The 26,745-nt window shown below is 37.4% G+C and carries 24 protein-coding genes, 4 pseudogenes and 1 other annotated feature; of the genes and pseudogenes, 23 read left to right on the top strand and 5 right to left on the bottom strand.

Annotation, left to right across the window (positions count from 1 at the left end):
- Together VK90_RS09825 and VK90_RS09820 are read left to right on the top strand one after the other, a co-directional pair.
- A pseudogene (locus VK90_RS09825) lies at window positions 1-474 on the top strand (spore coat protein); the annotation flags it as partial.
- Between the two features lie 180 nt (window positions 475-654).
- Window positions 655-1,329 carry a YhcN/YlaJ family sporulation lipoprotein gene (locus VK90_RS09820; protein WP_048372363.1) on the top strand — a complete coding sequence of 225 codons (675 nt, stop codon included), beginning with the start codon at window positions 655-657 and terminating at the stop codon, window positions 1,327-1,329.
- Window positions 1,330-1,359: 30 nt separating this feature from the next.
- Here the strand turns inward: VK90_RS09820 and VK90_RS09815 are convergent.
- A pseudogene (locus VK90_RS09815) lies at window positions 1,360-1,793 on the bottom strand (branched-chain amino acid ABC transporter substrate-binding protein).
- A gap of 387 nt (window positions 1,794-2,180) precedes the next feature.
- On the opposite strand from VK90_RS09815, the pseudogene VK90_RS29815 reads away from it, so the two are divergent.
- A pseudogene (locus tag VK90_RS29815) lies at window positions 2,181-2,267 on the top strand (DMT family transporter); the annotation flags it as partial.
- Window positions 2,268-2,460: 193 nt separating this feature from the next.
- Window positions 2,461-2,986 (top strand): annotated as a pseudogene (locus VK90_RS09810) (BofC C-terminal domain-containing protein); the annotation flags it as partial.
- A gap of 14 nt (window positions 2,987-3,000) precedes the next feature.
- Here the strand turns inward: VK90_RS09810 and VK90_RS09805 are convergent.
- Window positions 3,001-3,945 carry an iron-hydroxamate ABC transporter substrate-binding protein gene (locus VK90_RS09805; RefSeq protein WP_002173594.1) on the bottom strand — a complete coding sequence of 315 codons (945 nt, stop codon included), beginning with the start codon at window positions 3,943-3,945 and terminating at the stop codon, window positions 3,001-3,003.
- Between the two features lie 189 nt (window positions 3,946-4,134).
- Here VK90_RS09805 and ruvA point away from each other — a divergent pair, with 189 nt between their 5' ends.
- Genes ruvA through yajC form a run of 6 tightly spaced genes read left to right on the top strand, consistent with a single transcriptional unit; the run spans window position 4,135 to window position 8,468 of the window.
- A complete protein-coding gene (gene ruvA / locus VK90_RS09800) occupies window positions 4,135-4,752 on the top strand; it encodes a Holliday junction DNA helicase RuvA (RefSeq protein WP_000464514.1) in 618 nt (205 codons plus the stop codon).
- A 5-nt stretch (window positions 4,753-4,757) separates the two neighbouring features.
- Window positions 4,758-5,759: a Holliday junction branch migration DNA helicase RuvB gene (gene ruvB, locus VK90_RS09795; protein WP_025151209.1), complete on the top strand. Its 1,002-nt coding sequence runs from the start codon at window positions 4,758-4,760 to the stop codon at window positions 5,757-5,759.
- Window positions 5,756-5,956 carry a DUF2905 domain-containing protein gene (locus tag VK90_RS09790; RefSeq protein WP_048372360.1) on the top strand — a complete coding sequence of 67 codons (201 nt, stop codon included), beginning with the start codon at window positions 5,756-5,758 and terminating at the stop codon, window positions 5,954-5,956. Before ruvB ends, VK90_RS09790 begins: the two co-directional genes overlap by 4 nt.
- A 19-nt stretch (window positions 5,957-5,975) precedes the next feature.
- On the top strand, window positions 5,976-7,028 hold the full coding sequence (gene queA / locus VK90_RS09785) for a tRNA preQ1(34) S-adenosylmethionine ribosyltransferase-isomerase QueA (protein WP_048372359.1): 1,053 nt from the start codon (window positions 5,976-5,978) through the stop codon (window positions 7,026-7,028).
- A gap of 12 nt (window positions 7,029-7,040) precedes the next feature.
- Window positions 7,041-8,180, top strand: a complete 1,140-nt coding sequence (gene tgt / locus VK90_RS09780) for a tRNA guanosine(34) transglycosylase Tgt (protein WP_000125372.1) — start codon at window positions 7,041-7,043, stop codon at window positions 8,178-8,180.
- Between the two features lie 27 nt (window positions 8,181-8,207).
- Window positions 8,208-8,468, top strand: coding sequence for a preprotein translocase subunit YajC (gene yajC / locus VK90_RS09775; RefSeq protein WP_048372355.1), 261 nt, complete (start codon window positions 8,208-8,210; stop codon window positions 8,466-8,468).
- Between the two features lie 36 nt (window positions 8,469-8,504).
- On the opposite strand, the gene VK90_RS09770 is transcribed toward yajC, so the two are convergent.
- The gene (locus VK90_RS09770; protein WP_048372353.1) at window positions 8,505-8,888 is read right to left on the bottom strand and encodes a TIGR04086 family membrane protein; all 384 of its coding nucleotides are present in this window, start codon (window positions 8,886-8,888) and stop codon (window positions 8,505-8,507) included.
- 102 nt (window positions 8,889-8,990) lie between these two features.
- Between VK90_RS09770 and VK90_RS09765 the strand changes: the two genes are divergently transcribed.
- A complete protein-coding gene (locus tag VK90_RS09765; protein WP_048372352.1) occupies window positions 8,991-9,647 on the top strand; it encodes a DUF421 domain-containing protein in 657 nt (218 codons plus the stop codon).
- Window positions 9,648-9,730: 83 nt separating this feature from the next.
- Here VK90_RS09765 and spoVB read toward each other — a convergent pair whose 3' ends face one another.
- Window positions 9,731-11,290, bottom strand: coding sequence for a stage V sporulation protein B (gene spoVB, locus VK90_RS09760; RefSeq protein WP_048372349.1), 1,560 nt, complete (start codon window positions 11,288-11,290; stop codon window positions 9,731-9,733).
- Between the two features lie 185 nt (window positions 11,291-11,475).
- Between spoVB and VK90_RS09755 the strand changes: the two genes are divergently transcribed.
- Both VK90_RS09755 and secDF read left to right on the top strand, forming a co-directional pair.
- The gene (locus VK90_RS09755; protein ID WP_048372346.1) at window positions 11,476-11,760 is read left to right on the top strand and encodes a post-transcriptional regulator; all 285 of its coding nucleotides are present in this window, start codon (window positions 11,476-11,478) and stop codon (window positions 11,758-11,760) included.
- A gap of 294 nt (window positions 11,761-12,054) precedes the next feature.
- Window positions 12,055-14,319 carry a protein translocase subunit SecDF gene (gene secDF, locus VK90_RS09750; RefSeq protein ID WP_048372344.1) on the top strand — a complete coding sequence of 755 codons (2,265 nt, stop codon included), beginning with the start codon at window positions 12,055-12,057 and terminating at the stop codon, window positions 14,317-14,319.
- A 31-nt stretch (window positions 14,320-14,350) separates the two neighbouring features.
- Here secDF and VK90_RS28385 read toward each other — a convergent pair whose 3' ends face one another.
- A complete protein-coding gene (locus VK90_RS28385) occupies window positions 14,351-14,542 on the bottom strand; it encodes a hypothetical protein (RefSeq protein WP_082147859.1) in 192 nt (63 codons plus the stop codon).
- A gap of 96 nt (window positions 14,543-14,638) precedes the next feature.
- Here VK90_RS28385 and VK90_RS09745 point away from each other — a divergent pair, with 96 nt between their 5' ends.
- From VK90_RS09745 to VK90_RS09700, 10 genes are all read left to right on the top strand, one after another.
- Complete coding sequence (locus tag VK90_RS09745) at window positions 14,639-15,532, top strand: cation diffusion facilitator family transporter (RefSeq protein ID WP_048372342.1); 894 nt, start codon at window positions 14,639-14,641, stop codon at window positions 15,530-15,532.
- A gap of 101 nt (window positions 15,533-15,633) precedes the next feature.
- Window positions 15,634-17,955, top strand: a complete 2,322-nt coding sequence (gene recJ / locus VK90_RS09740; RefSeq protein ID WP_048372340.1) for a single-stranded-DNA-specific exonuclease RecJ — start codon at window positions 15,634-15,636, stop codon at window positions 17,953-17,955.
- Between the two features lie 65 nt (window positions 17,956-18,020).
- Entirely contained in the window at window positions 18,021-18,533 is a 513-nt protein-coding gene (locus VK90_RS09735; protein ID WP_002173582.1) for an adenine phosphoribosyltransferase, read from the top strand.
- 224 nt (window positions 18,534-18,757) lie between these two features.
- Complete coding sequence (gene relA / locus VK90_RS09730) at window positions 18,758-20,941, top strand: GTP diphosphokinase (RefSeq protein WP_048372338.1); 2,184 nt, start codon at window positions 18,758-18,760, stop codon at window positions 20,939-20,941.
- 16 nt (window positions 20,942-20,957) lie between these two features.
- Window positions 20,958-21,398 carry a D-tyrosyl-tRNA(Tyr) deacylase gene (locus VK90_RS09725; protein WP_001266956.1) on the top strand — a complete coding sequence of 147 codons (441 nt, stop codon included), beginning with the start codon at window positions 20,958-20,960 and terminating at the stop codon, window positions 21,396-21,398.
- Window positions 21,399-21,513: 115 nt separating this feature from the next.
- Entirely contained in the window at window positions 21,514-21,846 is a 333-nt protein-coding gene (locus VK90_RS09720) for a YrdB family protein (RefSeq protein WP_048372336.1), read from the top strand.
- An 82-nt stretch (window positions 21,847-21,928) separates the two neighbouring features.
- Window positions 21,929-22,105 (top strand): hypothetical protein, encoded by a 177-nt coding sequence (locus VK90_RS30225; RefSeq protein ID WP_001242605.1) that lies wholly within the window; start codon window positions 21,929-21,931, stop codon window positions 22,103-22,105.
- 54 nt (window positions 22,106-22,159) lie between these two features.
- Window positions 22,160-22,390 (top strand) — a binding site (T-box leader).
- A gap of 69 nt (window positions 22,391-22,459) precedes the next feature.
- Entirely contained in the window at window positions 22,460-23,731 is a 1,272-nt protein-coding gene (hisS, locus tag VK90_RS09710) for a histidine--tRNA ligase (RefSeq protein WP_033719450.1), read from the top strand.
- A gap of 12 nt (window positions 23,732-23,743) precedes the next feature.
- On the top strand, window positions 23,744-25,519 hold the full coding sequence (gene aspS, locus VK90_RS09705; protein ID WP_048372334.1) for an aspartate--tRNA ligase: 1,776 nt from the start codon (window positions 23,744-23,746) through the stop codon (window positions 25,517-25,519).
- 349 nt (window positions 25,520-25,868) lie between these two features.
- Window positions 25,869-26,636 carry a tRNA threonylcarbamoyladenosine dehydratase gene (locus VK90_RS09700; RefSeq protein ID WP_000903181.1) on the top strand — a complete coding sequence of 256 codons (768 nt, stop codon included), beginning with the start codon at window positions 25,869-25,871 and terminating at the stop codon, window positions 26,634-26,636.
- Window positions 26,637-26,745: the final 109 nt, after the last annotated feature.

The raw sequence follows: 26,745 nt of genomic DNA, 5'->3' as shown, positions 1-26,745 counted from the left end.
ATGCCGATAATGGATAACAACCAAATGCCGAACATGATGCCAATAATGGATAACAATCAAATGCCGAATATGATGCCAATAATGGATAACAATCAAATGCCGAATATGATGCCAAATCAAATGCCAATGATGCCGCCATATCCGCATTATCAACAACAAAATCCATACTATAATATGCCATATCAACAAGGTGCACAGGTAGCACCACAATATACTTCTATGCCAAATCCGAATATGATGCCAATGGATAATAATATGCCACCACTCGTGCAAGGTGAGGAAGATTGTGGATGCGGAGGAGAAAGTAGGTTATATAGTCCGCAACCAGGTGGACCACAATACGCCAATCCTTTATATTATCAACCGACTCAGCCAGCATATGCACCGCAGCCGGGAACGATGTATTATCAGCCAGATCCGCCAAATGTATTTGGAGAACCAGTTTCAGAAGAAGAGGACGAAGAGGAAGTTTAAAAAAGGTGGGATTATTCCCGCCTTTTTTGTATTTGTGGTAGTTAAGAAAACGTGAGATTTACATCAAGTGCTAGAAAATTCCTAGTGAAATATTAACAGTGTAAAAAACCTCTCTGTTACTCATCATAAGAGGGAGCTTTTCGAAAAGAGAAGTGCATTCTAACAAGGGGGGTTTTTGTATTGAATACGAAAGTTAAAATTATTGCTGCTTCTTTGTTAGTTACCAGTGCGTTAGCTGCATGTGGTACACCTAAAGAGAAAACTGCGATGGACGGGCGTAATTATAATTACGAGCGTACATCTTATAATGATACACATCCAAATCGTACTAATGTAACGGGTAACGATCGTTATACAGATTATGTAACATACCGAAATGGAAACAGAGCAACAGACAATGTGTATGATAATCGTAACGGTACCGGATATAATTATTACCGTGATGTAAATTACAATGGACAAATTGCTAATCCGCACCCAACACGTAATATTACAATGAACAATTCATACATTAACAATGATGGTAAAACTGCAGAAAAAATTACGAATCGTGTGAAACGTATGAATAACGTAGATCGAGTTTCTACAGTTGTATATGGAAACGATGTAGCGATTGCGGTAAAACCACGTAATACAGCGACAGATGAAACAGCGATGGCAAACGAAATTCGTCAAGCTGTTGCGAGTGAAGCTGGAAACAGAAACGTGTACGTCTCTGTAAGAAACGACATGTTTACTCGTGTTGATGCAATGAGTACGCGTCTGCGTAATGGTACAGTTACAAACGATTTTAATCGTGACATAACAAATATGTTCCGAGACATTCGTTACGGTTTAACTGGTACAGTGCGATAACAATAAAGAGGAAGGGGAATCCCTTCCTCTTTATTCATCTTCGTCTTCTAAACGACGTTTTTTAATGAGATAACTAACGGAATAAGAAGTTAAAAAGCATACGAAGAGGATACTACCTGTAAGGGTAGCTTCAAACAGAGGTCTCTCTGGACTGAAAATGATATAAATAATAGCCATAATAATCCCTACAATAAGGGAGCGTAAGACAAGTTTGTAATAAGGAGTTAACTTTATTTCCTTTTCGCTTTCTTCTACATCGATTGAAATACTTAATTGTAAATAGCTAAGTAAAATACTTGTAAGAATAAATAATAACCATAATGGAGATTTCGTAATTTGATCCATTCCTTCAGTGAATCCGATATAACCTAAAATTCCGATTATACCAATTGATTGAAAGAGAAAGGCAATACGTATGTTTTTAATGTTTGAAGAATGAGACGTTCATCTTTAATTTTTTTCAAAGCATTCAGCCCCTGTTTATATTTATAGTATTAATTGTAACATATATATTGCATTAATCAATTTATAATTTACATAAACTTTATTTGGGCAAAAAAGGAAATGGAATATTTTTATAAACATGTTGCGCTTCTATCTTATTAATGTTATATTAGCAAAGCGATGAGCTAATTTACGTAAGACGAGAGATATGCTTAAGTGCTAAACACGCGAATGTGGTCGCCTGGTCTCTCGCCGTAAACGCATCAAGACGCCTGCTATGCAGGCGTCTTTCATATTTTATAAAGATAAAGTGAAGTTTAGAGAAATCTAAACTTCACTTTTTTGTTGGTTTTAATGACGGAATATTCGGAATGTATTTACGAATATTCTCAAAAGAATTAATATGTAGTGGTAATTTTGGGTACAACGTTTTTTTCTTTATGGGACTTCACTATACTTCTACTATGAATGGCTCACTTATCATTGCTACAATGCAATCCAATAAAGATAAAAAACTACCTTCACATAATCACTGCGATTCTAAATAGGGGGAAATAGTGTAAAGGTGTACAAAAAATTGAATTCTATAATTCTTAATAGGGGTATTCTATGAATTAGGGATAAAACCCCCATTTCCGGAAAAACTACAAATGAAAGTATGATTTTGCCTAGAAGAGGTGAACGGAAATGAAATGGATACTGATTGCAGTGCAAGCTTTCGTTATGGTGTTTTGTTTAGTTTATGAAACGAGTGTGAGGGCGGAAGGGCCAGTACCAGAAGTAAAAGAAAAAGAACCTCAAGTTACAATTTTATTAGAGCGTATGTATGTTGATGGAGAAGTAAGTGAGGAAATATTTACGGAAAAAGTAGTGAATTTGGAGCAGTTTTTGCAGCAATATAAAGAGTGGCAACTTGTTGATCGTGATGATGTACAAATCGTATTACAAAAGAAAATTGATGATATTTCACCTTTATTGAAAACAAGTGGTTATTTTGGTGTTTCAGAGGAAGGAATATTACAAATTTTTAAAGGGGTACCGAAAAGTGATAATGCGATTCACTCATTTTTTCAAATTGATATGAAAAAGCTTGAAAGTTATGAGCGTGCGAAATTAAAACGTGGCATTCGTATAAAATCAAAAGAAGGTTTTGTGAAGACCATTGAAAAAATGAAGCAGTATGCAGTGAGAAAGTAAGAAAAGCAGCTCTGGTGCGAGCTGCTTTTCTTATTTATTTTTATCTAAAATTTGTTTAGCAATTTCATCAATTAGCATATCTTTTCCGATTGGATTAAATGCTTTCGTATTGAAGACTTCATTCGATACTTCGTATACGTGATTATTTTTCACTGCTTTATTATCTTTCCAAACTGCACTGTTTTTATAGTCTTCATACACTTTATCAGCTTCGCCGCCGAAGTTTACAATGAACATTTGATCGGGCTGGAATGCAACGAGACCTTCTAGTGATACTTGTGCCATCGTTTGTTTTAAGTCTGTACCTTTTGTTGCTGGAAGTTTTAAGTCGTTAAAGATGATGTCACCATATCCGAAGCTACCGTATACACGGAAGTTTTGTGGTGTTACTGCAACGAACATAAAGTTTTCGTCTTTTGTTTTTTCTTTAATTTTTTTAGATAAAGAGTCTGCTTTTTTATCGTAGTCTGTAATCCATTTATCAGCTTTCTTTTCTTCGTCAAATAGTTTACCTACTTCTTTAAACTTACCGCGCCAGTCTTCTAGATTTGTTTCTAGAACAACTGTTGGTGCCACCTTTTCTAGTTGATCATAAATTTTCAATTGACGATTGTTTAAAATAATTAAGTCTGGTTTTAAAGCAGTAACAGCTTCTAAATCAACTTTAGGTGCCCAATACCAGCCAACAGCTTTTACTCCGTCTAGCTTTTCTGTTAAATGATTTTGGATTTTATCTTTATATGTATTTGCTGTACCAACAGGTTTATGTCCAAGAAGTAACAATTCTTCTGTTGATCCAGATAAGTCAACAATTCTTTTTGGATTTACTGGAATTGTTGCTTCTCCTTTAGCATGTTTGACAACTTTTGTTTTCGGTTGTTCTTTCGCTTTTGACTCATCTTTTTGAGAAGAGCAGCCAACGATAGAAAGAACAACTAACATGATAGTAAATAAAATAAATAGCCTTTTTTTCATCCTGATGTAACCCCTTTAATTAATATTGATAATCATTATCGACTATTGTATAGTAATGTTCTTTCTGTATTTATGTCAATAGAAAAAAACGGAAATTTTAAACAGAGAACATTTGTTGGGGTAGCCTCGCTTTTCTATTGTTAAATATGTTAAAATGGAATACATGATTTGAGAGGGAGAGATCGTATTTTGTTTGAATATGTTACAGGTTACGTGGAGTATGTAGGACCGGAATATGTCGTAATTGATCATAATGGAATTGGTTATCAAATTTTCACACCAAATCCATATGTCTTTCAAAGAAGTAAGCAAGAAATTCGTGTCTATACATATCATTATGTGAGAGAAGATATTATGGCACTTTACGGATTTAAAACACGTGAAGAGCGTTTATTATTTACAAAATTGTTAGGTGTATCAGGCATTGGACCGAAAGGCGCTCTTGCAATTTTAGCTTCTGGTCAAACAGGACAGGTCGTTCAAGCAATTGAACATGAAGATGAGAAGTTTTTAGTGAAATTCCCAGGTGTCGGAAAGAAAACAGCGCGCCAAATGATTTTAGATTTAAAAGGGAAATTAGCAGATGTTGTACCAGATGCGTTTGTTGATTTGTTCTCAGATGTCGAAAGTTTTGATGAGAAGAAAGGTTCATCAGTTGAACTTGATGAAGCGCTGGAAGCACTGCGTGCACTCGGTTATGCAGAACGAGAAGTTTCTCGCGTTGTACCAGAATTATTAAAAGAATCACTAACGACGGATCAATATATTAAAAAGGCACTTAGTCTTTTACTAAATGGTAAGAGGTGAGTATAATGGACGAACGTCTCCTTTCAGGGGAATCTGTATATGAAGATGCAGATTTAGAATATTCATTACGGCCACAGACGCTCCGTCAGTATATTGGCCAAGATAAAGCGAAACATAATTTAGAAGTTTTTATTGAAGCGGCGAAAATGCGTGAAGAAACGTTAGATCACGTACTTTTATATGGACCACCTGGACTTGGTAAAACGACGCTTGCGAATATTATTGCCAATGAAATGGGTGTTAACATTCGAACAACGTCAGGTCCCGCAATTGAAAGACCAGGAGATTTAGCGGCTGTATTAACAGCACTTCAGCCTGGGGATGTATTATTTATTGATGAAATTCATCGTTTGCATAGATCTATTGAAGAAGTGTTATACCCAGCGATGGAAGACTTTTGCCTTGATATCGTTATTGGGAAAGGACCGTCAGCTCGATCTGTACGTCTAGACTTACCCCCATTTACACTAGTTGGGGCAACGACGCGTGCAGGTGCATTATCAGCACCACTTCGTGACCGTTTCGGTGTACTTTCACGATTAGAGTATTATACAGTAGATCAGCTTTCTGCGATTGTAGAACGCACAGCGGAAGTATTCGAAGTGGAGATTGATTCGTTGGCAGCACTAGAAATTGCAAGACGTGCCCGTGGTACACCTCGTATTGCGAATCGTCTATTACGACGTGTACGTGACTTCGCGCAAGTTCGCAGTGACGGAACGATTGCGATGGAAATTACACAAATGGCGTTAGAGCTATTACAAGTAGATAAATTAGGACTTGATCATATTGACCATAAATTACTGCTTGGTATTATTGAAAAGTTCCGTGGTGGTCCAGTTGGGTTAGAAACAGTTTCGGCAACGATTGGAGAAGAATCTCATACGATTGAAGATGTGTATGAGCCGTATTTATTACAAATTGGCTTTTTACAACGAACGCCAAGAGGCCGAATAGTAACCCCACTCGCATATGAACATTTTGGGATGGAGATGCCAAAGGTATGACGGAGATGCCAAAGCTGCTTATTACAGCTGGTATTTTACTCATTGTTGTTGGTCTAGCTTGGAAGTTTATTGGAAGGCTTCCAGGCGATGTTTTTGTGAAAAAAGGAAACGTTACCTTTTATTTTCCTATCATTACATGTATTGTGTTAAGTATTGTATTATCTTTTGTTATGTATATAATAAATCGATTCAAATAAGAAATAGGTGGATATAGTTATGGATATTAATCTGTTTGATTTTCATTTACCAGAAGAGCTTATTGCACAAATCCCGCTTGAAGAGCGTGAAACATCAAGATTGATGGTGTTAGACCGTGAAACAGGGGATATTGAGCATAAACATTTTACGGACATTCTTTCTTACTTACATGAGGGGGATTGCTTAGTTTTAAATGAAACGAAAGTTATGCCTGCTCGCTTGCACGGTGTGAAAGAAGATACAGGTGCACATATCGAAGTGCTTCTTTTAAAACAAGAGGAAGGCGATAAGTGGGAAACACTTGTCAAGCCAGCGAAGCGTGTAAAAGAAGGTACTGTAATCTCTTTTGGTGAAGGAAAGTTAAAAGCAACTTGCACAGGAACTGCAGATCAAGGTGGGCGTCAACTTGAGTTTTCATATGACGGCATCTTTTATGAAATTTTAGACGAACTTGGAGAAATGCCACTTCCTCCGTATATTAAAGAGACGTTGGAAGATCGCGATCGTTATCAAACGGTATATGCGAAGGAAATTGGTTCAGCAGCAGCACCGACAGCTGGACTTCACTTTACAGAAGAGTTACTCGAGAAATTGAAGCAAAAAGGCGTTCAATTAGCATTTATTACGCTCCATGTAGGACTTGGAACATTTAGACCAGTTTCTGCAGATACTATTGAAGAGCATCATATGCATGCAGAGTATTACCATATGTCTGAAGAGACAGCTGCGTTATTAAACCGTGTGAAAGAGAATGGTGGACGTATTATTACAGTAGGTACGACATCAACTCGTACATTAGAAACGATTGCGACAGATCATGATGGTAAGCTTTGTGCCGCTTCTGGATGGACAGATATTTTTATGTACCCAGGATATGAATTTAAAGCAATTGATGGTTTAATTACAAACTTCCATTTGCCGAAATCAACATTAATTATGCTTGTAAGTGCATTCGCAAATAGAGATAATGTACTTCATGCATATAATGAAGCAGTAAAAGAAAAATATCGTTTCTTTAGCTTTGGTGATGCGATGTTCGTTGCATCTCACACTAAAATGAGAAACAAATAAAAGGAGTAAATTATGACAGCAATTCGTTATGAATTTATTAAAACTTGTAAACAAACGGGTGCGCGTTTAGGACGTGTGCATACGCCACACGGTTCATTTGATACACCAACATTTATGCCAGTTGGTACACTTGCAACAGTTAAAACGATGTCACCAGAAGAATTAAAAGCGATGGATTCTGGTATTATTTTAAGTAATACGTATCATTTATGGCTACGCCCAGGTCACGAGATTGTTCGTGAAGCAGGCGGTTTGCATAAATTTATGAACTGGGACCGTGCAATCTTAACGGATTCAGGTGGTTTCCAAGTATTCAGTTTAAGTGACTTCCGCCGTATTGAAGAGGAAGGCGTTCATTTCCGTAATCACTTAAATGGGGATAAATTATTCTTATCACCAGAAAAAGCGATGGAAATTCAAAATGCATTAGGTTCAGATATCATGATGGCATTTGACGAGTGTCCACCGTTCCCAGCTACTTTTGAATATATGAAAAAGTCTGTAGAGCGTACAAGCCGTTGGGCAGAGCGTTGTCTAAAGGCACATGAGCGTCCACAAGACCAAGGTTTATTCGGTATTGTACAGGGCGGAGAGTTTGAAGAGCTTCGTCGTCAAAGTGCGAAAGATCTTGTTTCAATGGACTTCCCTGGTTACGCTGTAGGTGGTTTATCTGTTGGAGAGCCAAAAGATATTATGAACCGTGTACTTGAATTTACAACACCACTTCTTCCAGATAATAAGCCACGTTACTTAATGGGAGTCGGTTCTCCTGACTCATTAATTGATGGTGCGATTCGTGGTATTGATATGTTTGACTGCGTACTTCCAACTCGTATTGCCCGAAATGGTACATGTATGACAAGTGAAGGTCGCTTAGTTGTGAAAAACGCGAAATTTGCTAGAGATTTCGGTCCGCTTGATCCAAACTGTGATTGCTACACATGTAAAAATTACTCTCGTGCGTACATTCGTCACTTAATGAAATGTGATGAAACGTTCGGAATTCGTTTAACGTCTTATCACAACCTTCATTTTCTGTTAAACTTAATGGAGCAGGTGAGACAAGCTATTCGTGAAGACCGTCTTGGCGATTTCCGCGAAGAGTTCTTTGAACAGTATGGCTTTAATAAACCGAATGCTAAAAACTTCTAATACATAATTTAAAAGGAGGAACAAAAGATGAATCCAGGTATGATGAATATCGTTATGATCGTTGCGATGTTTGCGATTTTCTATTTCTTATTAATTCGCCCGCAACAAAAACGTCAAAAAGCAGTTGCTCAAATGCAAAGCGAGTTAACAAAAGGTGATGCTATCGTAACAATCGGTGGTTTACACGGTACAATCGAATCAGTAGATGAAACGAAAATCGTTATTAAATCTGGTGGTTCACACTTAACTTTCGATCGCAATGCGATTCGTGAAGTTGTGAAAAACTAATGATGAAGGCCCTGCATGAAATGTGCAGGGCCTTTTTTAATTATTTTGTTTTGACATATTTACACCGAAAATACCTCCGAGTGTACTCGCACCCATTAATGCTAATTGGTAGAGTAACTGTGAGTTCGATAAAGTTTGAGAGAAGCCTAAATAGTTAACGAGAAAGACGAGAAGAGTGAATGTGAGTCCTGTTGTGAGGCCGACTAACCATCCTTTTCCTTTTGCCTTTTTACCAGCTACAAATCCGGATATGAGAGTAGATAGAAGAGCTAGTATAAAAATGGTAACCGCTAATGTCTCTTCGCCAATATTAGTGAATTTTAATAAAAGAGCCATAATCATACTTGTAATAGATGCGAGAATTAATAGGGTGATAATACCAAAGCCAATTGCAGTTGATAATTTTTTCGTTCCATCCATTATGCATTCCCCCTTTTTAATACAAGCATATTTTCATTTTGTTTAAGTTAGACTAGTTTCTTTTTTGTGGGGGAACCTATAAGTAAAAAAGGAGATGTAGAAATGGAATGGGTATCAATAATTGGACGAACAATGCTGTTGTATATAATCATTTTAATTATTTTTCGTCTTATGGGTAAACGTGAAATTGGAGAATTAAGTGTATTAGATTTAGTTGTATTCATTATGCTCGGTGAAATGGCTGTAGTGGCAATTGAAAATACAGATAAGTCACTTTGGCATCAATTAGTTCCAATGACTTTTCTTATGTGTATACAAATCATTTTGTCAGTCATTTCATTAAAGTTTCAACGTTTTCGGCATTTAATAGAAGGGGAGCCGGCTATTCTTGTAAATGCAGGTAAAATTGATGAAAAAAAGATGCGGAAGCAGCGGTATAGCATAGATGATTTAATGATGCAACTACGGGAGCAAGGAGTCGGAGATGTACGTGATGTAGAATACGCTATTTTAGAACCAACTGGGAAGTTATCTGTCTTTCAAAAACAAAAAAGTAAAAAGAGTAAAAATGATACACCAATTTTTACACTCCCACTAATTATTGATGGAGAAATTCAATACCATCATTTGCAAATGATTGAGCATACAGATGAATGGCTCGTTGAAAAATTGAATAACTTAGGTTATAAAGATGTGAAACAGATTTTATATTGTAGTTTTCAAAATGGACAATTTTTTGTTGATTTGAAAGAAAATTAGAGGCTTACCATTTTGAATGGTAAGCCCGATTGGTGCGGGCTAATAGTCAGTGGGGGATGCCCCCCACTGACTAAAGTTTCACTTTACTTTAAAAATGAAAGTTTACGAATGATAGGGAGTCGACTTAACTCTTCTTTTCGAATGATTTTGAAAACGAAGAGGAGAACAATATAAACGATGGTTGTTAAGGTGATCTCCCATAATGTTTGTACGCCAAGTGAATGAGAAAAAACGATATGCGTATGAAGATAAAAACCGAAAGCACCAGCAATCCCGATAGCAATCCCACCGAAAATATAGTCTTTTGCGTAAATCGTAAATGTAATCTTCTTTAAAACAGTAGCATAGTGAAGGAATGTTACCGTCACTATATTTGCAGCGATAGCAAGTGCAACCCCCATCATTTGAAACTCTGGCCGTGAAGCGAGTACAAAAATAACGATTAATTTTACGATGGCTCCAATAAATGTGTTCATCATAGCGGCTCGTGCTAAATTTAAAGCTTGCAACACAGATGTAAGAGGACTTTGGAAATAATGAAATAAAAAGCAAGGCGCAAGAAGTTGGATGAACGCTGTCGCGCTGTCTGATCCGTACATGAGAGTTAAAATAGGAGAAGCAAATACGTATAATATTACGACTGACCATCCACCAGTAATTAATGAGATTCGAAGGGCTTGTTGTAATCGGTGTTCCACTAATTTGTTTTGCCTCTTTGCCATTGCCTCGCTAATTGATGGGACAAGTGCTGTAGAAAGAGCATATGTAATAAAGGCTGGCAGTGATAGAAGTGGGAACGCATAACCGTTTAATATACCGTATTGCTGAGTTGCGACAGAAGCAGCGACTCCAGCAATCGCTAAGCTTTGCATAACGACGATAGGTTCAAAAAAATAAGAAACGGAACCAATTAAACGGCTTCCTGTAGTTGGGAGTGCAATGTCCATAAGGGAATAAAATGTATTTTTGCTCTCCTTTACAGTAGTGAAAAATCCAGAGCGTATAGATAAATGTTTTTCACGTTGGAATAAAGTAAGTAAAAATAATAAAGATGCAACTTCGCCAAGAACAGCTGATAGCATGGCACCGGCTGCAGCATATTCTACGCCATAAGGTAAAAATAAACGAATGCATACAGCGATAATGGTAATGCGGACGACTTGCTCTAAAACTTGGGCATAAGCGCTTGGTTTCATATTTTGTTTCCCTTGGAAGTAACCACGTAAAACAGAAGAAACTGCAATAACAGGGACAACAGGTAAAATGGCCATTAATGGATAGTATGTTCTTTCATCTGTTAATAATGTTTTTGCTAAAATAGGTGTGATTAGCATAATCGCAATTGTTAAAATGATACTAATAACGGATGTAACTGCCAGCGAAACAGTTAATATTTTTTTAACCCTTTGTTTATCGTTCACTGCTTCCGCTTCTGCTACAAATTTTGCAATCGCAACAGGAAGGCCGATTTGTGTTAATGTAATTGCTAAAATAAAGGTGGGAACAGCCATCATATAAAGGCCAACGCCTTCTTCTCCTAAAATACGTGCCATTACAATGCGGTTAATAAACCCAAGGATTTTTGTGATAAAACCGGCTATCATTAAAATAAATGCACCTTTTAAAAAGCTTTGTTTCGTCATGGTCCTCTCCTACCTTCTCAAAATCAATGGAATGATTTACAATAATTTATATGCACGTATGAGACAAGAATGACAAGCATTTAAGAGAGTGGAGTATGATAATGCTCTTGAAAGTAGTTATTACTGTCCATTAGAGCGGGATTAAAAGCGACTTTTCGTGCTGAAACTATAAGGAGATGTTACGTATGTTAGAAAAAGAAGATTTGGTAGAATCATACCGCGGACAGTTACAAGTCGTTTTAGAAAGTAAAGTAGAAGAGTTTCAAATGTTCGGTTACGACCGGGTGACAGATAATGATATTTGGAAATTCCTTAAGGTGAAAAAGTGGAAAAAGATAGACAGCGATGTTAGATTATATGAATTAGTAAATGATGTATTAAGAGTAACTGCTAATGAATATATGACTTATTTAACCGTTGAAGCATATCAAGAGCCACTTTGGTCGTTTGATGAATATGAAAATAAATAACCGACTGTAATTGGTTTGTTCTTCCTTTTGCAGTATAATGATAGGTATTAATAAAGAGGAATTAATTATGTCTAAGATTATATATAAAGGAGGTAGTGAAGAGGAAAATAAATAATGAAAGTGTAGGTATTACGTAGGTTTTACCGACACAGCTAGTGATGAACTAGCAAGAAACACATGTATTTTACAGAAAGGAAGTCTACTAACTAGACAAGCATATAGGTATAGAGATTTACTTATTGCAAGTGAATCAAGTGATGTATGGAATGTGTTAGTAGCAGAAAGAGGGTACATATGGCAAAGCGTGGTACAAGAATTGCCGCCTTTTTCCTCATCGTTTTATTAATTGGTGGAGTAATTGGTGCGGCAGGAAAAGACATAGCAAAAGGAATTAGTCTAGGACTAGACCTTCGCGGTGGTTTTGAAATTCTATATGAAGTAAAGCCAGCCAAAAAAGGTGATAAAATCGATCGTAATGCACTTGTAAGTACAGTAGGTGCTCTTGAAAATCGTGTCAATGTTCTCGGTGTAAGTGAGCCGAACATTCAAATTGAAGGAGAAGATCGAATCCGTGTCCAGCTTGCTGGTGTACAAGATCAGCAAAAAGCGCGTGAAATGTTATCAACACAAGCGAAATTAACATTCCGTGATGTGAATGACAATCTTCTTATGGACGGAACGGATTTAAAAGGCGGCGGAGCGAAGCAAACATTTGATGATAAAGGTCGTCCAAGTGTGGGACTTACGTTAAAAAGCGCTGAAAAATTCCGTGAAGTAACTGAAAAGATTTCAAAAATGCCACCACCAACGAATTTAATGGTAATCTGGCTTGATTTTGAAGAAGGAAAAGATTCATATAAAGCAGAATCTGCAAAACCGAATCCGAAGTTTTTATCAGCAGCAACAGTAGACCAAGTATTTAATCAAGCTGAAGTATCTATCGTAGGTGGAAACTTCACAGTTGAAAGTGCGAAAGAACTGTCATCTTTATTAAATGCAGGGGCACTTCCTGTTGATTTAAAAGAAATGTATTCAACATCTGTTGGAGCGAAATTTGGTCAACAAGCATTAGAGCAAACGATTTTCGCTAGTGCGATCGGTATTGCTATTATCTTCTTATTCATGCTTGTATTCTACCGTCTACCAGGACTTGTAGCGGTTATTATGTTAGGTTTATACATTTTCGTTACTTTACTTGTCTTTAACTGGATGCATGCAGTTCTTACGTTACCAGGTATTGCGGCATTAGTGCTCGGGGTTGGTATCGCAGTTGATGCGAATATCATTACGTACGAGAGGTTAAAGGAAGAGCTGAAAATTGGTAAATCGATGATGTCAGCATTTCGTGCTGGTAACCATCGTTCATTATCGACAATATTAGATGCGAACATTACAACAATTGCAGCAGCAGGTGTCTTATTCGCTTACGGTAATAGCTCTGTAAAAGGTTTCGCAACAAGTTTAATCGTAAGTATTTTAGTTGGTTTTATTACGAACGTATTCGGTACTCGTTTCTTACTAGGTTTACTTGTAAAGAGCCGTTACTTCGATAAAAAGCCATCTTACTTTGGTGTTAAGGAAAAGGATATTATTCCATTAACAAAAGGTGTAGTACATCCACCGACGAGATTTGATCGTATTAACTTCGTAAATATCGGTCATAAATTCTTCTTATTCTCACTTGTAGTTGTAATTGCTGGGGCAATTATATTACCGATCTTCAAAATGAACCTTGGAATTGACTTTGCAAGTGGTACACGTATTGACTTGCAATCAAAACAAGCACTTACTGTGTCTGACGTTCATAAAGATTTCAACGAACTGAAGATTGATGTGAAAGAAGAAAATATTGTACCGACTGGTAATGACAATAAAGGTTTCGCAGTTCGTACATTAGGTGTTCTATCAAAAGATGAAATTGCGAAAACGAAAACATTCTTCCATGATAAATACGGGACAGAACCAAACATAAGTACAGTTTCACCGACAATCGGTAAAGAAATTGCACGAAATGCATTTATTGCAGTTCTGATTGCATCAGTGGTTATTATTTTATACGTAAGCATTCGCTTCCGCCTTACGTACGCAGTATCTGCAGTAATCGCATTATTACACGATGCATTCGTTATGATTGTTATATTTAGTCTTTTCCAAATAGAGGTAGATTTAACGTTTATCGCTGCTGTGTTAACAATTATCGGTTATTCTATCAATGACTCCATCGTTACGTTCGATAGAAACCGTGAGTTATACAAACAGAAAAAACGAGTTCGTGACATAAAAGATTTAGAAGAAATCGTAAACGCAAGTATTCGTCAAACAATTGGTCGCTCAATTAATACAGTATTAACAGTGTTGTTCCCAGTAATTGCACTACTTATTTTCGGTAGTGAATCACTGCGTAACTTCTCACTTGCGTTATTAATTGGATTAGTTGTAGGTACGTACTCTTCTATTTTCGTTGCTTCTCAAATTTGGTTAATGCTTGAAAACCGTCGTTTGAAAAAGGGTAAAGGAAATAAAAAAGTAGAAAAACCAGTAACTGAACCGCAAGTGTAAAAATGAAAATATATATAAAGATGATGTCCTTTTATGGGGCATCTCTTTTTTCGTTTCTGGATACAATAATGTAGCGTCTTTTAAAAAAGAACAAATGGAAGAAAGTGGTGGAGAGGTCTTTAGTTTTGTTATAATAAAGTGAAACTTTAATCAGTGGAGGGGCATCCCCCCACTGATTATTAGCCTTCACCAATCGGGCTTTTACGGGCAGTTGATCTCCCACCTAACTTCCTCGTATTCGCCGGATTTTGAGGTGGGAGTCTTACTGCCCGTTAAAGTGGGATAAAACGATAGGTTAAGAAAAGAAGGGATTTTAATTATGGAAAAAGATGAACGTTTTAAACAGGCCGAGTTTGGTGCTATTGTCGGAATCGTTGGTAATATTATATTAGCGATTGTAAAAGCGGTAATTGGTTACATTGGAAACAGTAAGGCACTTTTAGCGGATGCGGTGCATTCTGGATCGGATGTAATTGGCTCGTTAGCTGTACTTTTTGGATTGCGAGCGGCAAAGCAACCGCCTGATGAAGATCATCCGTACGGTCACGGTAAAGCGGAATCGATTTCAGCGATTATTGTTGCGGTATTATTATTTATTGTTGGACTGGAGATAGCGATCTCGTCTATAAAAGCTTTTTCGCAAGAATTAGAACCACCAAAAGGAATTACGATTTTTGCTGTCGTTCTTTCGATTGTAGTAAAAGAAGGAATGTTTCAGTATAAATTCCGATTAGGGAAACGTATAAATAGTGATGCAATTATCGCAAATGCATATGAGCATCGCTCTGATGTGTTTTCCTCAATTGCAGCTTTAATCGGCATTTGTGCAGCTATTATCGGCGGTAAGTTAGGTATAGATTGGCTTGTATATGCTGATCCTATTGCGGGATTATTTGTTTCACTTCTCGTTGCGAAGATGGCGTGGGATATTGGAGCGGAAGCTATTCATGCAACGCTCGATCATGTTCTTCATGAAGAAGATGTTGTTCCGCTTAGAGAGGCAGTTCTTCAAGTGGAAGGTGTGAAAAAAATCGGATCTTTATATGCGAGGGAACATGGTCATTATGTAATTGTTGATATTAAAGTATCTGTAGATCCTTATATCACTGTAGAAGAAGGACATCGCATTGGAAAACATGTAAAAGAAGTACTTATGAAACAAGATAACGTACAAAATGTTTTTGTACATATTAATCCGTATTCTCCAAATTGAGTATAGTAGATATTTGATTATGTAGATATCCACTCGTTGTTTGCATTATATTGTCACCCCTTAATCTGTCTTGTATAATGGATAGGTTAAGGGGTGATTTCGTGTTACAACCGAAAACGCGTTGGAAAGAAAAAGAATATAATGAGGAACTAGTGAGTGAATTAGCAAGTAAACTACAACTATCACCTTTAGTGACTTCATTATTCCTCGGTAGAGGCTTAAATACAGAAGACAAGATTGTAGACTTTTTAAATACAGCAGATCAAGAATTTCACGATCCATTTTTACTTGAAGGGATGGATCGGACTGTAGAACGTGTGAAAAAAGCTATTGAAAATGGAGAACAAATATTAATATTTGGTGATTATGATGCGGACGGAGTAAGTAGTACGACTGTGTTATATCTTGCTCTGCAAGAATTAGGTGCAGATGTTGAGTTTTATATTCCAAATCGTTTTACTGAAGGTTATGGGCCAAATGAAGAAGCATTTCGTTGGGCGCACAGCGCAGGATTCTCGCTAATTATTACTGTCGATACTGGTATCGCAGCGGTACATGAAGCGAAGGTAGCGAAGGAACTTGGAATAGATCTTATTATTACAGATCACCATGAGCCACCACCAGAATTACCAGAAGCACTTGCGATTATTCATCCGAAATTAGAGGGCGGTGTTTATCCGTTTCATTATTTAGCGGGTGTTGGTGTTGCATTTAAAGTTGCACATGCACTTTTAGGTCGTGTGCCGGAGCATTTGTTGGAAATTGCAGTAATCGGTACGGTAGCCGATTTAGTATCACTTCACGGTGAAAATAGATTGCTAGTACAGCGTGGACTGAAGCATATGCGAATGACGCGAAATATCGGTTTAAAGGCGTTATTTAAAGTTGCTAACGTTTCGCAAAGTGAAATTACAGAAGAAAGTATTGGCTTCTCGCTCGCGCCGCGTATTAATGCCGTTGGACGTTTAGAAGATGCAGCACCTGCTGTTCACCTTTTATTATCGGACGATCCAGAGGAAGCGAAAGAGCTAGCTGAAGAGATTGATGAGCTGAACAAACTTCGAAAAGATATTGTAAAGCAAATTACAGAAGAAGCTATCGCTGAAGTCGAAAATAAATTCCCGCCAGAAGAAAATAAAGTATTAGTTCTTGCGAAAGAAGGTTGGAATCCAGGGGTAATTGGAATAGTCGCTTCTAAGTTAGTTGAACGTTTTTACCGTCCAACGATTGTATTAAGTATTGATCCTCATAAAGAAACAGCAAAGGGATCAGCTCGTAGTATTGCAGGGTTTGATTTGTTTGCAAACCTTTCAGATTGCCGTGAACTGTTACCGCATTTCGGAGGCCATCCGATGGCGGCGGGAATGACGCTTCATATGAATGATGTGGATGAATTAAGAAGGCGATTAAATGAGCAAGCAGATGTAATTTTAACAGAAGAAGATTTTATTCCGATTACAGCAGTGGATGCATTTTGTAAAGTAGAGGATGTAACGCTTGCCGCGATTGAGGATATGCAAAAGTTAGCGCCATTTGGCGTAGGAAATCCGAAACCACGTATTGCGGTGAAAAACGCTGACTTAGAAAGTATTCGTGCAATCGGATCTGATGGATCTCATTTGAAAATGGCTCTTCGTGATGGACAAGCAACACTGGACACAATTGGATTTGGATTCGGTGCTTATGCGAAAGAAATCTCTCCGGTTGCGAAGGTTTCTGTAGTAGGAGAAGCGTCCATTAATGAATGGAATAACTTTAAAAAGCCGCAATTAATGGTGCAAGATATTGCTGTAGAGGCATGGCAATTATTTGACTGGCGTAGTATGCGTAATGTAGAAGCGAATTTAGCAGAACTTCCGAAAGAAAAAATAATAATGGTGTATTTTTCTGAAGAGGTATTGAATAAATTTGCTTTAGAAGACTATAAAGAACAGCTCGTGCATGCATCAGAGGTAAGTCATTTAGATGATCAATACATTGTGTTACTTGATTTACCGAAAGGAACAGATGAATTACGTGATTTATTTAAGACAGGATTCCCTGCCCGGATTTATACACTATTTTATCAAGAGAATAATCATTTATTTAGTACAGTCCCAACGAGGGAACACTTTAAATGGTACTATTCTTTCTTGAACCAAAAAGCTCCATTTTCTTTAAGGCAATATGGGGAACAATTGTGTCGTCATAAAGGTTGGTCAAAAGATACAGTAAATTTCATGACACAGGTGTTTTTTGAGTTAGAATTTGTTACAATAAAAGACGGTGTCATTTTTATGGCAGACAAAAAACAAAAGCGTGATTTAATTGAATCGAACACATATCGTGAGAAAATGAACCACTTACAATTAGAGAAAGAATTGGTTTATAGCACATATCAGCAACTATATACATGGTTTGAAGCGATTCGTAATCATAAATAAGTAGAACAGTTATGGTAAAGGATTTGTATTTACAAACCTTTTATATCTGAGGAGGATTCAGAAATATGGATTTCAAGCAACATATCGCAATTGTACCAGATTATCCGAAAGAAGGTATTGTGTTCAAAGACATTACACCTTTAATGAACGACGGAAAAGCATACAAAGCAGCAACAGATGAAATCGTTGCTTATGCAAAAAAAAGAGACATTGATGTTGTAGTAGGACCAGAAGCACGTGGTTTTATTATCGGTTGCCCAGTTTCTTATGCATTAGAAGTAGGTTTCGCACCAGTTCGTAAATTAGGGAAATTACCACGTGAAGTAATTACAGTTGACTACGGTAAAGAATATGGAACAGATGTTTTAACAATCCATAAAGATGCAATTAAGCCAGGTCAACGTGTATTAATTACAGATGACCTATTAGCTACAGGTGGAACGATCGAAGCGACAATTAAACTAGTTGAAGAACTTGGCGGAGTTGTAGCAGGAATTGCATTCTTAGTAGAGCTTACTTACTTAGATGGTCGTAAAATGTTAGATGGTTACGATGTATTAGTATTAGAAAAATACTAATCATTATATAGGTGAAACTACGGTGATAAAAAGTACCCGTGAATCTCTTGGAGAGGAACGGGTACTTTTGTATAATTGCACAAAAAATATGATGAAATGTCAGTGAAATCTTTTCCTTTTCACAATTCACAATCATTGGGTTATAATGATAGAATATAATTTATTCTATTCTATTCTATTCTATTCAATAAAGATAAAGTCAATTTTCAATAAAAGGTGATTCGATGGCAAATGAGCAAGTACTAACAGCTGAACAGGTACTCGAGAAAGCAAGTCAATATTTAGCGGATGAAGATATTGAGCTAGTGGCACGTGCCTATGAATATGCGCGTGATGCACATAGCGAACAATATAGAAAATCGGGTGAACCATATATTATTCACCCAATTCAAGTTGCAGGTATTTTAGTTGATTTACACATGGATCCATCTACAGTATCGGCAGGTTTCTTGCATGATGTAGTGGAAGATACAGAAATTACATTAGAAGATATTGAACGGGAATTTAATAAAGAAATCGCTATGCTTGTCGATGGTGTTACAAAGCTTGGAAAGATTAAATATAAATCCCATGAACAGCAACAAGCAGAAAACCATCGCAAAATGTTTATTGCAATGGCTCAAGATATTCGAGTGATTTTAATTAAACTAGCTGATCGTCTTCATAACATGCGTACATTGAAACATTTGCCTCAAGAGAAGCAGCGTCGCATTGCAAATGAAACGTTAGAAATCTTTGCACCTTTAGCACATAGACTCGGAATTAGTACTATTAAATGGGAGCTAGAGGATACGTCACTTCGCTATTTAAATCCGCAACAATATTATCGTATTGTAAATTTAATGAAGCGTAAACGTGCAGAGCGTGAAGAATATTTAGATGAAGTAATGACTGGTATTCGTGAGAAACTAAAAGAAGTTGCAATTCAACCTGAGATTTCTGGAAGACCAAAGCATATTTACAGTATTTATCGTAAAATGGCACTGCAAAACAAACAGTTCAATGAAATTTATGATTTACTAGCTGTACGCGTCGTTGTAAACAGTATTAAAGATTGTTATGCGGTGCTTGGAATTATTCATACGTGCTGGAAGCCGATGCCAGGTCGTTTCAAAGATTATATTGCAATGCCGAAAGCAAATCTATATCAATCTCTTCATACGACTGTAATTGGGCCGAAAGGTGATCCACTTGAAGTGCAAATTCGTACGAAAGAAATGCACGAAATTGCAGAATTCGGGATTGCGGCACATTGGGCGTATAAAGAAGGAAAAACAGCAGAAACAACGGGTACACTAGAGAAAAAACTAACATGGTTCCGTCAAATATTAGAATGGCAAAATGAAGCCTCTAATGCTGAAGAATTTATGGAGTCATTAAAAATTGATTTATTCTCTGACATGGTATTCGTCTTTACACCGAAAGGCGATGTAATGGAATTACCTCTTGGATCTGTTCCGATTGATTTTGCATATCGTGTCCATTCGGAAATTGGAAACAAAACAATTGGTGCAAAAGTAAATGGGAAAATGGTGACACTTGATTATAAATTAAAAACGGGTGACATCATTGAAATTTTAACATCGAAACATTCGTATGGCCCAAGTCAAGATTGGGTGAAACTTGCTCAAACATCTCATGCGAAAAATAAAATACGTCAATTCTTTAAGAAACAACGTAGAGACGAAAATATTGAAAAAGGCCGTGAACTTGTTGAAAAAGAAGTGCGTGGCTTAGAGTATGAGATGAGAGAAGTATTAGCTCCTGACAATTTAAAACGTGTTGCTGAGAAATTCAACTTTGCAAATGAAGAGGATATGTTTGCGGCAGTTGGATATAATGGCATCACTGCATCACAAATTGTTACGCGACTAACGGACAAGTTCCGTAAACAACGTGAAGAAGAAGAAATCGTCGAAGTTAAAGAAGTTCGTAAACCGATGAAAATTCGAAAATGGGATTCTGGCGTTAAAGTAAGTGGTGCGGATAATTTATTAATTCGTTTATCAAAATGCTGTAACCCAGTTCCGGGCGATGATATCGTTGGGTATATTACGAAAGGCCGAGGCGTATCGATTCACCGTCGTGATTGTGTAAATGTTCATACAGAAGAAGCTGTAGAACGTTTATTAGAAGTAGAGTGGGAAGGTAGTCCTGAAAAAGAAATTGAGTATAACGTTGATATTGAAATTTCAGGTTACGATCGCCGTGGTTTATTAAATGAAGTATTGCAAGCTGTTACAGAGACGAAAACGTACATTTCAGCTGTTTCTGGTAGAAGTGACCGTAATAAGATGGCGACAATTAATATGTCAATCTCGATTCGTAACTTACAACACTTGAAAAAAGTAGTGGAGCGCATTAAACGTGTTCCGGAAATTTATGCAGTACGACGCATGATGCATTAATAGGGAGTGTAGGAAGATGAGAGTTGTTTTACAACGATCAAAGGAAGCGTCTGTCACAGTAGATGGTGAGATTGTAGGGCAAATTCCATTCGGTCTAACATTGCTAGTTGGCATTACGCATGAAGATACAGAAAAAGATGCAACTTATATTGCAGAAAAAATTGCAAACCTACGTATTTTTGAAGATGAGAGCGGAAAGATGAACCATTCAGTACTTGATGTAGAAGGACAAGTTCTATCAATTTCGCAATTCACATTATACGGAGATTGCCGTAAAGGAAGACGTCCAAACTTTATGGATGCTGCGAAACCTGACTATGCAGAGCGTTTATATGATTTCTTTAATGAAGAAGTTCGTAAACAAGGGCTGCATGTCGAAACAGGGAAGTTCGGAGCGATGATGGACGTTTCTTTAATCAATGATGGTCCGGTGACCTTAATTGTGGAAAGTAAATAGTGTTGCCCGAGAAGAGAGGATTATATAATCCTCTCTTTTTCATACATTGTTGTATGTTTTGTTGATTTATCATAGGATGATTGTGAAGGGGAATAAAAGTAGAAGAAGGTGTATCATGATTCAAGAATTCAATATAGCTTTGCGCTTTATGTTAGAGTTATGCATTCTTGGGAGTATTGGGTACTGGGGATTTCGTAAAGGAGGAATACCGGCTGTAAAACTTATGCTTTCTGTAATTCTTCCGGTTGTTGTGGCTGTTATATGGGGGCTATTTGGAGCGCCCAATGCAGAGTGGGAACTTCATGGCACTCTACACGTTCTATTAGAGATTACCGTTTTTGGATTAGGCGTTGCAGCATTGTATCATTTGAAGCATCCTATGCTGGCGAGTGGATTAGCTATTGTTATTATTGTTAATCGAATTCTAATGTTTGTTTGGAATCAATAGCTGTTTCAGTTATGTATAACTATCTCATTGATATGGAAGAATAAAAAGTAAAACATCCATATTGAATGTGAGGGATATACGTATGCGTATGAATGAAAAAGGACATTCTGTTACAAATGGTGCAAATCAACTGTTTAACGTGAATTTTCATGATTTTATTTCAAAAGAGCAAAACAATACTTCAATGGAACTCGCTTCTGAGTTCGGAATTTCACTACAAGATGTAAAGCGTCTAAAGAAGCAAATTGAACGCTCCTAGACCACTTGACAATCCTACGCAACAAACGTATAGTAATTTTATATTTACATATGAATATAGCCGTTGATAGAGAAGAGTAAATGAGACACACATGGAAAGAGAAGAAATGTCCTAGGCTGAAAACATTTCTACATGATGACTGATTGAATGACACTCTGTAGGTTTCAACTCGAAAGGTGTATATGCTTAGTAGAGATGAACGCAAATTTAAGCGTTATTAAAAAAGTGGAAGCATACGTGCTTCAATTAGGGTGGCACCACGGGTATAATACTCTCGTCCCTACTGTTCAAACAGTAGAGGCGGGAGTTTTTTTATTTTTATTAAGATTAAAACAATTTGAGGAGGAACTGAATATGTCTATTCAAATCCCACGCGGAACGCAAGATATTCTTCCAGGTAGTGTAGAGTTATGGCAGTACATCGAAGGGCAAGCGCGCGAAATTTGCCGTCGTTACAATTATAAAGAAATTCGTACACCAATTTTTGAACACACAGAGCTATTTTTACGCGGTGTAGGTGATACGACAGATATCGTACAAAAAGAAATGTATTCATTCCAAGACCGTGGAGAGCGTAGTTTAACATTACGTCCAGAAGGTACTGCACCTGTTGTACGTTCTTATGTTGAAAACAAAATGTTCGGTGATGCAACACAACCAACGAAATTATACTATATCGGTCAAATGTTCCGTTACGAAAGACCACAAGCAGGTCGCTATCGTCAATTCGTGCAATTCGGTATTGAAGCAATCGGTAGTAACGATCCTGCAATTGATGCAGAAGTAATTGCACTTGCTGTAGAGTTTTACCGCGGCATGGGCTTAAAAAATATTAAAGTTGTACTAAATAGCTTAGGTGATGCAGCGAGCCGTCAAGCGCACCGTGATGCATTAATTGCTCATTTTGAGCCTCGTATCGGTGAGTTCTGCTCGGACTGTCAATCTCGCTTAGAAAAGAACCCTCTTCGTATTTTAGACTGTAAGAAGGACCGTAATCATGAATTAATGGCTACGGCACCATCTATTACAGAATACTTAAACGAAGATTCAGCAGTATACTACGACAAAGTTCAAGAACTATTAACGATGATGGATGTACCATTTGAAAAAGATCCGAACTTAGTACGTGGTTTAGACTACTATCAACACACTGTTTTTGAAATTATGAGTGAGGCAGAAGGTTTCGGTGCTATCACAACATTAAGTGGCGGTGGCCGTTATAACGGACTTGTGCAAGAAATCGGTGGGCCGGAGATGCCAGGTATCGGTTTTGCGATGAGTATTGAACGTTTAATTATGGCGCTAAAGGCTGAAAATATTGAATTACCAATTGAACATAGTATTGATTGTTACGTTGTAGCGCTTGGTGAAAAAGCGAAAGACCATGCTGCGAAAATTGCGTTTGATCTTCGTAAAGCTGGATTATCAGTTGAAAAAGATTATTTAGATCGCAAAATGAAAGCACAATTTAAATCAGCAGATCGTTTAAATGCGAAATATGTAGCTGTATTAGGAGAAGATGAGCTAGATAAAGGCATCATTAACTTAAAAGATATGGCAACTGGCGGACAAGAAGAAGTAGCATTAGATGTATTTGCTTCATACGTAGCAGAGAAATTAATATAGGGGGAACTTACAGTGGCTGAAAGAACACATGCATGTGGAAAAGTAACAGTAGAAGCGGTTGGACAAACAGTTCAATTAAAAGGTTGGGTACAAAAACGCCGTGACTTAGGTGGATTAATCTTTATTGACTTACGTGACCGTACAGGTATCGTGCAAGTTGTATTTAACCCAGAAACATCAAAAGAAGCGCTAGAAGTAGCAGAAACAATTCGTAGCGAATACGTATTACACGTAGAAGGTACAGTTGTTGAGCGTGGTGAAGGCGCAATTAATGACAATATGGCAACTGGTCGTATTGAAGTACAAGCAACGAAAGTAAACGTATTAAACGCAGCGAAAACAACGCCAATTATTATTGCTGATGATACGGATGCATCAGAAGATGTGCGTTTAAAATATCGTTACTTAGACTTACGTCGTCCTGTAATGTTCAACACATTCAAAATGCGTCATGACGTAACAAAAACAATTCGTAACTTCTTAGATACCGAAGAGTTCTTAGAAGTTGAAACACCAATTTTAACGAAGAGCACACCAGAAGGAGCTCGTGACTATTTAGTACCAAGCCGTGTTCATGATGGTGAATTTTACGCATTACCTCAATCACCACAGCTATTTAAACAGCTTCTTATGGTCGGTGGATTTGAGCGTTACTATCAAGTAGCACGTTGTTTCCGTGATGAAGATTTACGTGCGGACCGTCAACCGGAATTCACACAAATCGATATCGAAGCTTCATTCTTAACACAAGAGGAAATTTTAGATATGATGGAGCGCATGATGACGAAAGTTATGAAGGATGCGAAAGGTGTAGAAATTAACGCGCCGTTCCCTCGTATGACTTATGCTGATGCAATGGCTCGCTTTGGATCTGATAAGCCGGATACACGCTTTGAGATGGAATTAACAGACCTATCTGAATTTGCAGCAGGTTGTGGATTTAAAGTATTTACAAGTGCTGTAGAAAGCGGTGGACAAGTAAAAGCAATTAACGCAAAAGGTGCAGCGAGCAAATACTCTCGTAAAGACATCGATGCATTAACTGAATTTGCAAAAGTATACGGTGCAAAAGGTCTAGCTTGGCTTAAAGTTGAAGAAGACGGCCTAAAAGGACCAATTGCAAAATTCTTCGGTGAAGAAGATGCAAATGTGTTAATGAGTACATTAGAAGCTAATGTTGGCGACTTATTACTATTCGTAGCAGATAAGAAGAGCGTTGTTGCAGATAGCTTAGGTGCACTTCGTTTACGTCTAGGTAAAGAACTTGAGTTAATTGACGAAAGTAAATTTAACTTCCTATGGGTAACTGATTGGCCACTTCTTGAGTACGATGAAGATGCAGATCGTTACTTCGCAGCTCACCATCCATTCACAATGCCATTCCGTGAAGATGTTGAACTACTAGAAACAGCACCAGAAAAAGCGCGTGCACAAGCATATGACCTTGTATTAAACGGTTATGAGCTTGGTGGTGGATCACTTCGTATTTACGAGCGTGACGTACAAGAGAAAATGTTCAAAGCGCTTGGATTCTCACAAGAAGAAGCGCAAGAGCAATTCGGATTCTTATTAGAAGCATTCGAATACGGTACACCACCACACGGCGGAATCGCATTAGGTTTAGACCGTCTTGTTATGTTACTTGCAGGTCGTACAAACCTTCGTGATACAATTGCATTCCCGAAAACAGCAAGCGCAAGCTGTCTATTAACAGAAGCTCCAAGCCCAGTTGCAGAAGCTCAGCTTGAAGAGTTAAACTTAAAATTGAGCTTGAAAGAAGAGAAGTAAGAATGAAGTCTAGATGGTTATACTATAGCCGTCTAGACTTTTTTTGAGAGGTTGTTTAAAAAGTCCGGTTTAGATAACGGTCGCATCTCATCGTTGCTTCGCCAGTCCGGTGCTCGAGTAGAAAAGCTACACTACGCTCCTCCTGGCTTCAGCGCCTCGATTAGCTCGGTTCTCTAAATTCTCCTTTTTAAACGTATATTGAAAAGGAAGTTTAAAAAGTCCGGTTTACAAGGTGCTTTCATTTTTGAAATATGTATTTTTAGGAATTCTATAACTTTTTCTATACAAATAGTCGGAAAAACGCTAGAATACATGGTAGACCATTTTTGTAATAGGAGTGTAGAGCTGAATGTTACATCAATTTTCACGTAATGAATTAGCCTTCGGTAAAGAAGGGCTTGAAATATTAAAAAATAGTACAGTCGGTATTTTAGGAATTGGCGGCGTAGGATCATTTTCGGCAGAAGCGTTAGCACGTTCTGGCGTAGGCCGTCTTGTATTAGTTGATAAAGACGTTGTAGATATTACAAACGTAAACCGTCAAATTCACGCTTTAGTATCTACTGTAGGACGTTCAAAAGTAGAATTAATGAAAGAGCGTATTGCAGACATTAATCCGGAATGTGAAGTAATTGGACTAGAAATGTTTTATACAGATGAAACATATGAAGAGTTCTTTAAACACGGTTTAGATTTCGTAGTAGATGCATCTGATACGATTACGTTCAAAATTCATTTAATTAAACAATGTTTACGTCGTAAAATTAAAATTATCTCATGTATGGGTGCGGCAAATAAAATGGACCCAACTCGTTTCCGTATTGCGGACATTTCTAAAACACACACAGATCCAATTGCGAAAGTAATTCGTACGAAGCTTCGTAAAGACGGTATTAAAAAAGGTGTAAAAGTTGTCTTCTCTGACGAAAACCCAATCGTAATTCGTGAAGAGGTACGTAAAGAAATCGTACCAGACGAAAATGCAAAAATTCGTAAAGCGAAATTACCACCTTCTTCAAATGCGTTCGTACCATCTGTGGCTGGTTTAATTATGGCGAGTCATGTTGTACGTGAACGTATTAAAAACGTAGAAGTGAAGCGTGTAGGGCAAGAATAAAAAACAAAAGCGCATATTCCATGAGGAGTATGCGCTTTTTAATTTGTATAAAAAATTTTTAAAAAATATCCATATTGGTAATGAAATAGCTCATCTCTCCTTTTGATAA

The sequence above is a fragment of the Bacillus sp. LK2 genome, assembly GCF_001043575.1.
Lineage (GTDB): Bacteria > Bacillota > Bacilli > Bacillales > Bacillaceae_G > Bacillus_A > Bacillus_A paramycoides.
The sequence above is the reverse complement of the archived record's forward strand: the minus strand, read 5'-3'. Positions and strand labels throughout refer to the sequence as shown.

What these genes read in the sequence shown, in the direction of transcription:
- VK90_RS09805 (WP_002173594.1), bottom strand. Translation starts at nt 3,945, where the DNA reads ATGAAAAAAAGGCTATTTATTTTATTTACTATCATGTTAGTTGTTCTT.
- ruvB (WP_025151209.1), top strand. Translation starts at nt 4,758, where the DNA reads ATGGACGAACGTCTCCTTTCAGGGGAATCTGTATATGAAGATGCAGAT.
- VK90_RS09790 (WP_048372360.1), top strand. Translation starts at nt 5,756, where the DNA reads ATGACGGAGATGCCAAAGCTGCTTATTACAGCTGGTATTTTACTCATT.
- queA (WP_048372359.1), top strand. Translation starts at nt 5,976, where the DNA reads ATGGATATTAATCTGTTTGATTTTCATTTACCAGAAGAGCTTATTGCA.
- tgt (WP_000125372.1), top strand. Translation starts at nt 7,041, where the DNA reads ATGACAGCAATTCGTTATGAATTTATTAAAACTTGTAAACAAACGGGT.
- yajC (WP_048372355.1), top strand. Translation starts at nt 8,208, where the DNA reads ATGAATCCAGGTATGATGAATATCGTTATGATCGTTGCGATGTTTGCG.
- VK90_RS09770 (WP_048372353.1), bottom strand. Translation starts at nt 8,888, where the DNA reads ATGGATGGAACGAAAAAATTATCAACTGCAATTGGCTTTGGTATTATC.
- VK90_RS09765 (WP_048372352.1), top strand. Translation starts at nt 8,991, where the DNA reads ATGGAATGGGTATCAATAATTGGACGAACAATGCTGTTGTATATAATC.
- spoVB (WP_048372349.1), bottom strand. Translation starts at nt 11,290, where the DNA reads ATGACGAAACAAAGCTTTTTAAAAGGTGCATTTATTTTAATGATAGCC.
- VK90_RS09755 (WP_048372346.1), top strand. Translation starts at nt 11,476, where the DNA reads ATGTTAGAAAAAGAAGATTTGGTAGAATCATACCGCGGACAGTTACAA.
- secDF (WP_048372344.1), top strand. Translation starts at nt 12,055, where the DNA reads ATGGCAAAGCGTGGTACAAGAATTGCCGCCTTTTTCCTCATCGTTTTA.
- VK90_RS09745 (WP_048372342.1), top strand. Translation starts at nt 14,639, where the DNA reads ATGGAAAAAGATGAACGTTTTAAACAGGCCGAGTTTGGTGCTATTGTC.
- VK90_RS09735 (WP_002173582.1), top strand. Translation starts at nt 18,021, where the DNA reads ATGGATTTCAAGCAACATATCGCAATTGTACCAGATTATCCGAAAGAA.
- relA (WP_048372338.1), top strand. Translation starts at nt 18,758, where the DNA reads ATGGCAAATGAGCAAGTACTAACAGCTGAACAGGTACTCGAGAAAGCA.
- VK90_RS09725 (WP_001266956.1), top strand. Translation starts at nt 20,958, where the DNA reads ATGAGAGTTGTTTTACAACGATCAAAGGAAGCGTCTGTCACAGTAGAT.
- VK90_RS09720 (WP_048372336.1), top strand. Translation starts at nt 21,514, where the DNA reads ATGATTCAAGAATTCAATATAGCTTTGCGCTTTATGTTAGAGTTATGC.
- VK90_RS30225 (WP_001242605.1), top strand. Translation starts at nt 21,929, where the DNA reads ATGCGTATGAATGAAAAAGGACATTCTGTTACAAATGGTGCAAATCAA.
- hisS (WP_033719450.1), top strand. Translation starts at nt 22,460, where the DNA reads ATGTCTATTCAAATCCCACGCGGAACGCAAGATATTCTTCCAGGTAGT.
- VK90_RS09700 (WP_000903181.1), top strand. Translation starts at nt 25,869, where the DNA reads ATGTTACATCAATTTTCACGTAATGAATTAGCCTTCGGTAAAGAAGGG.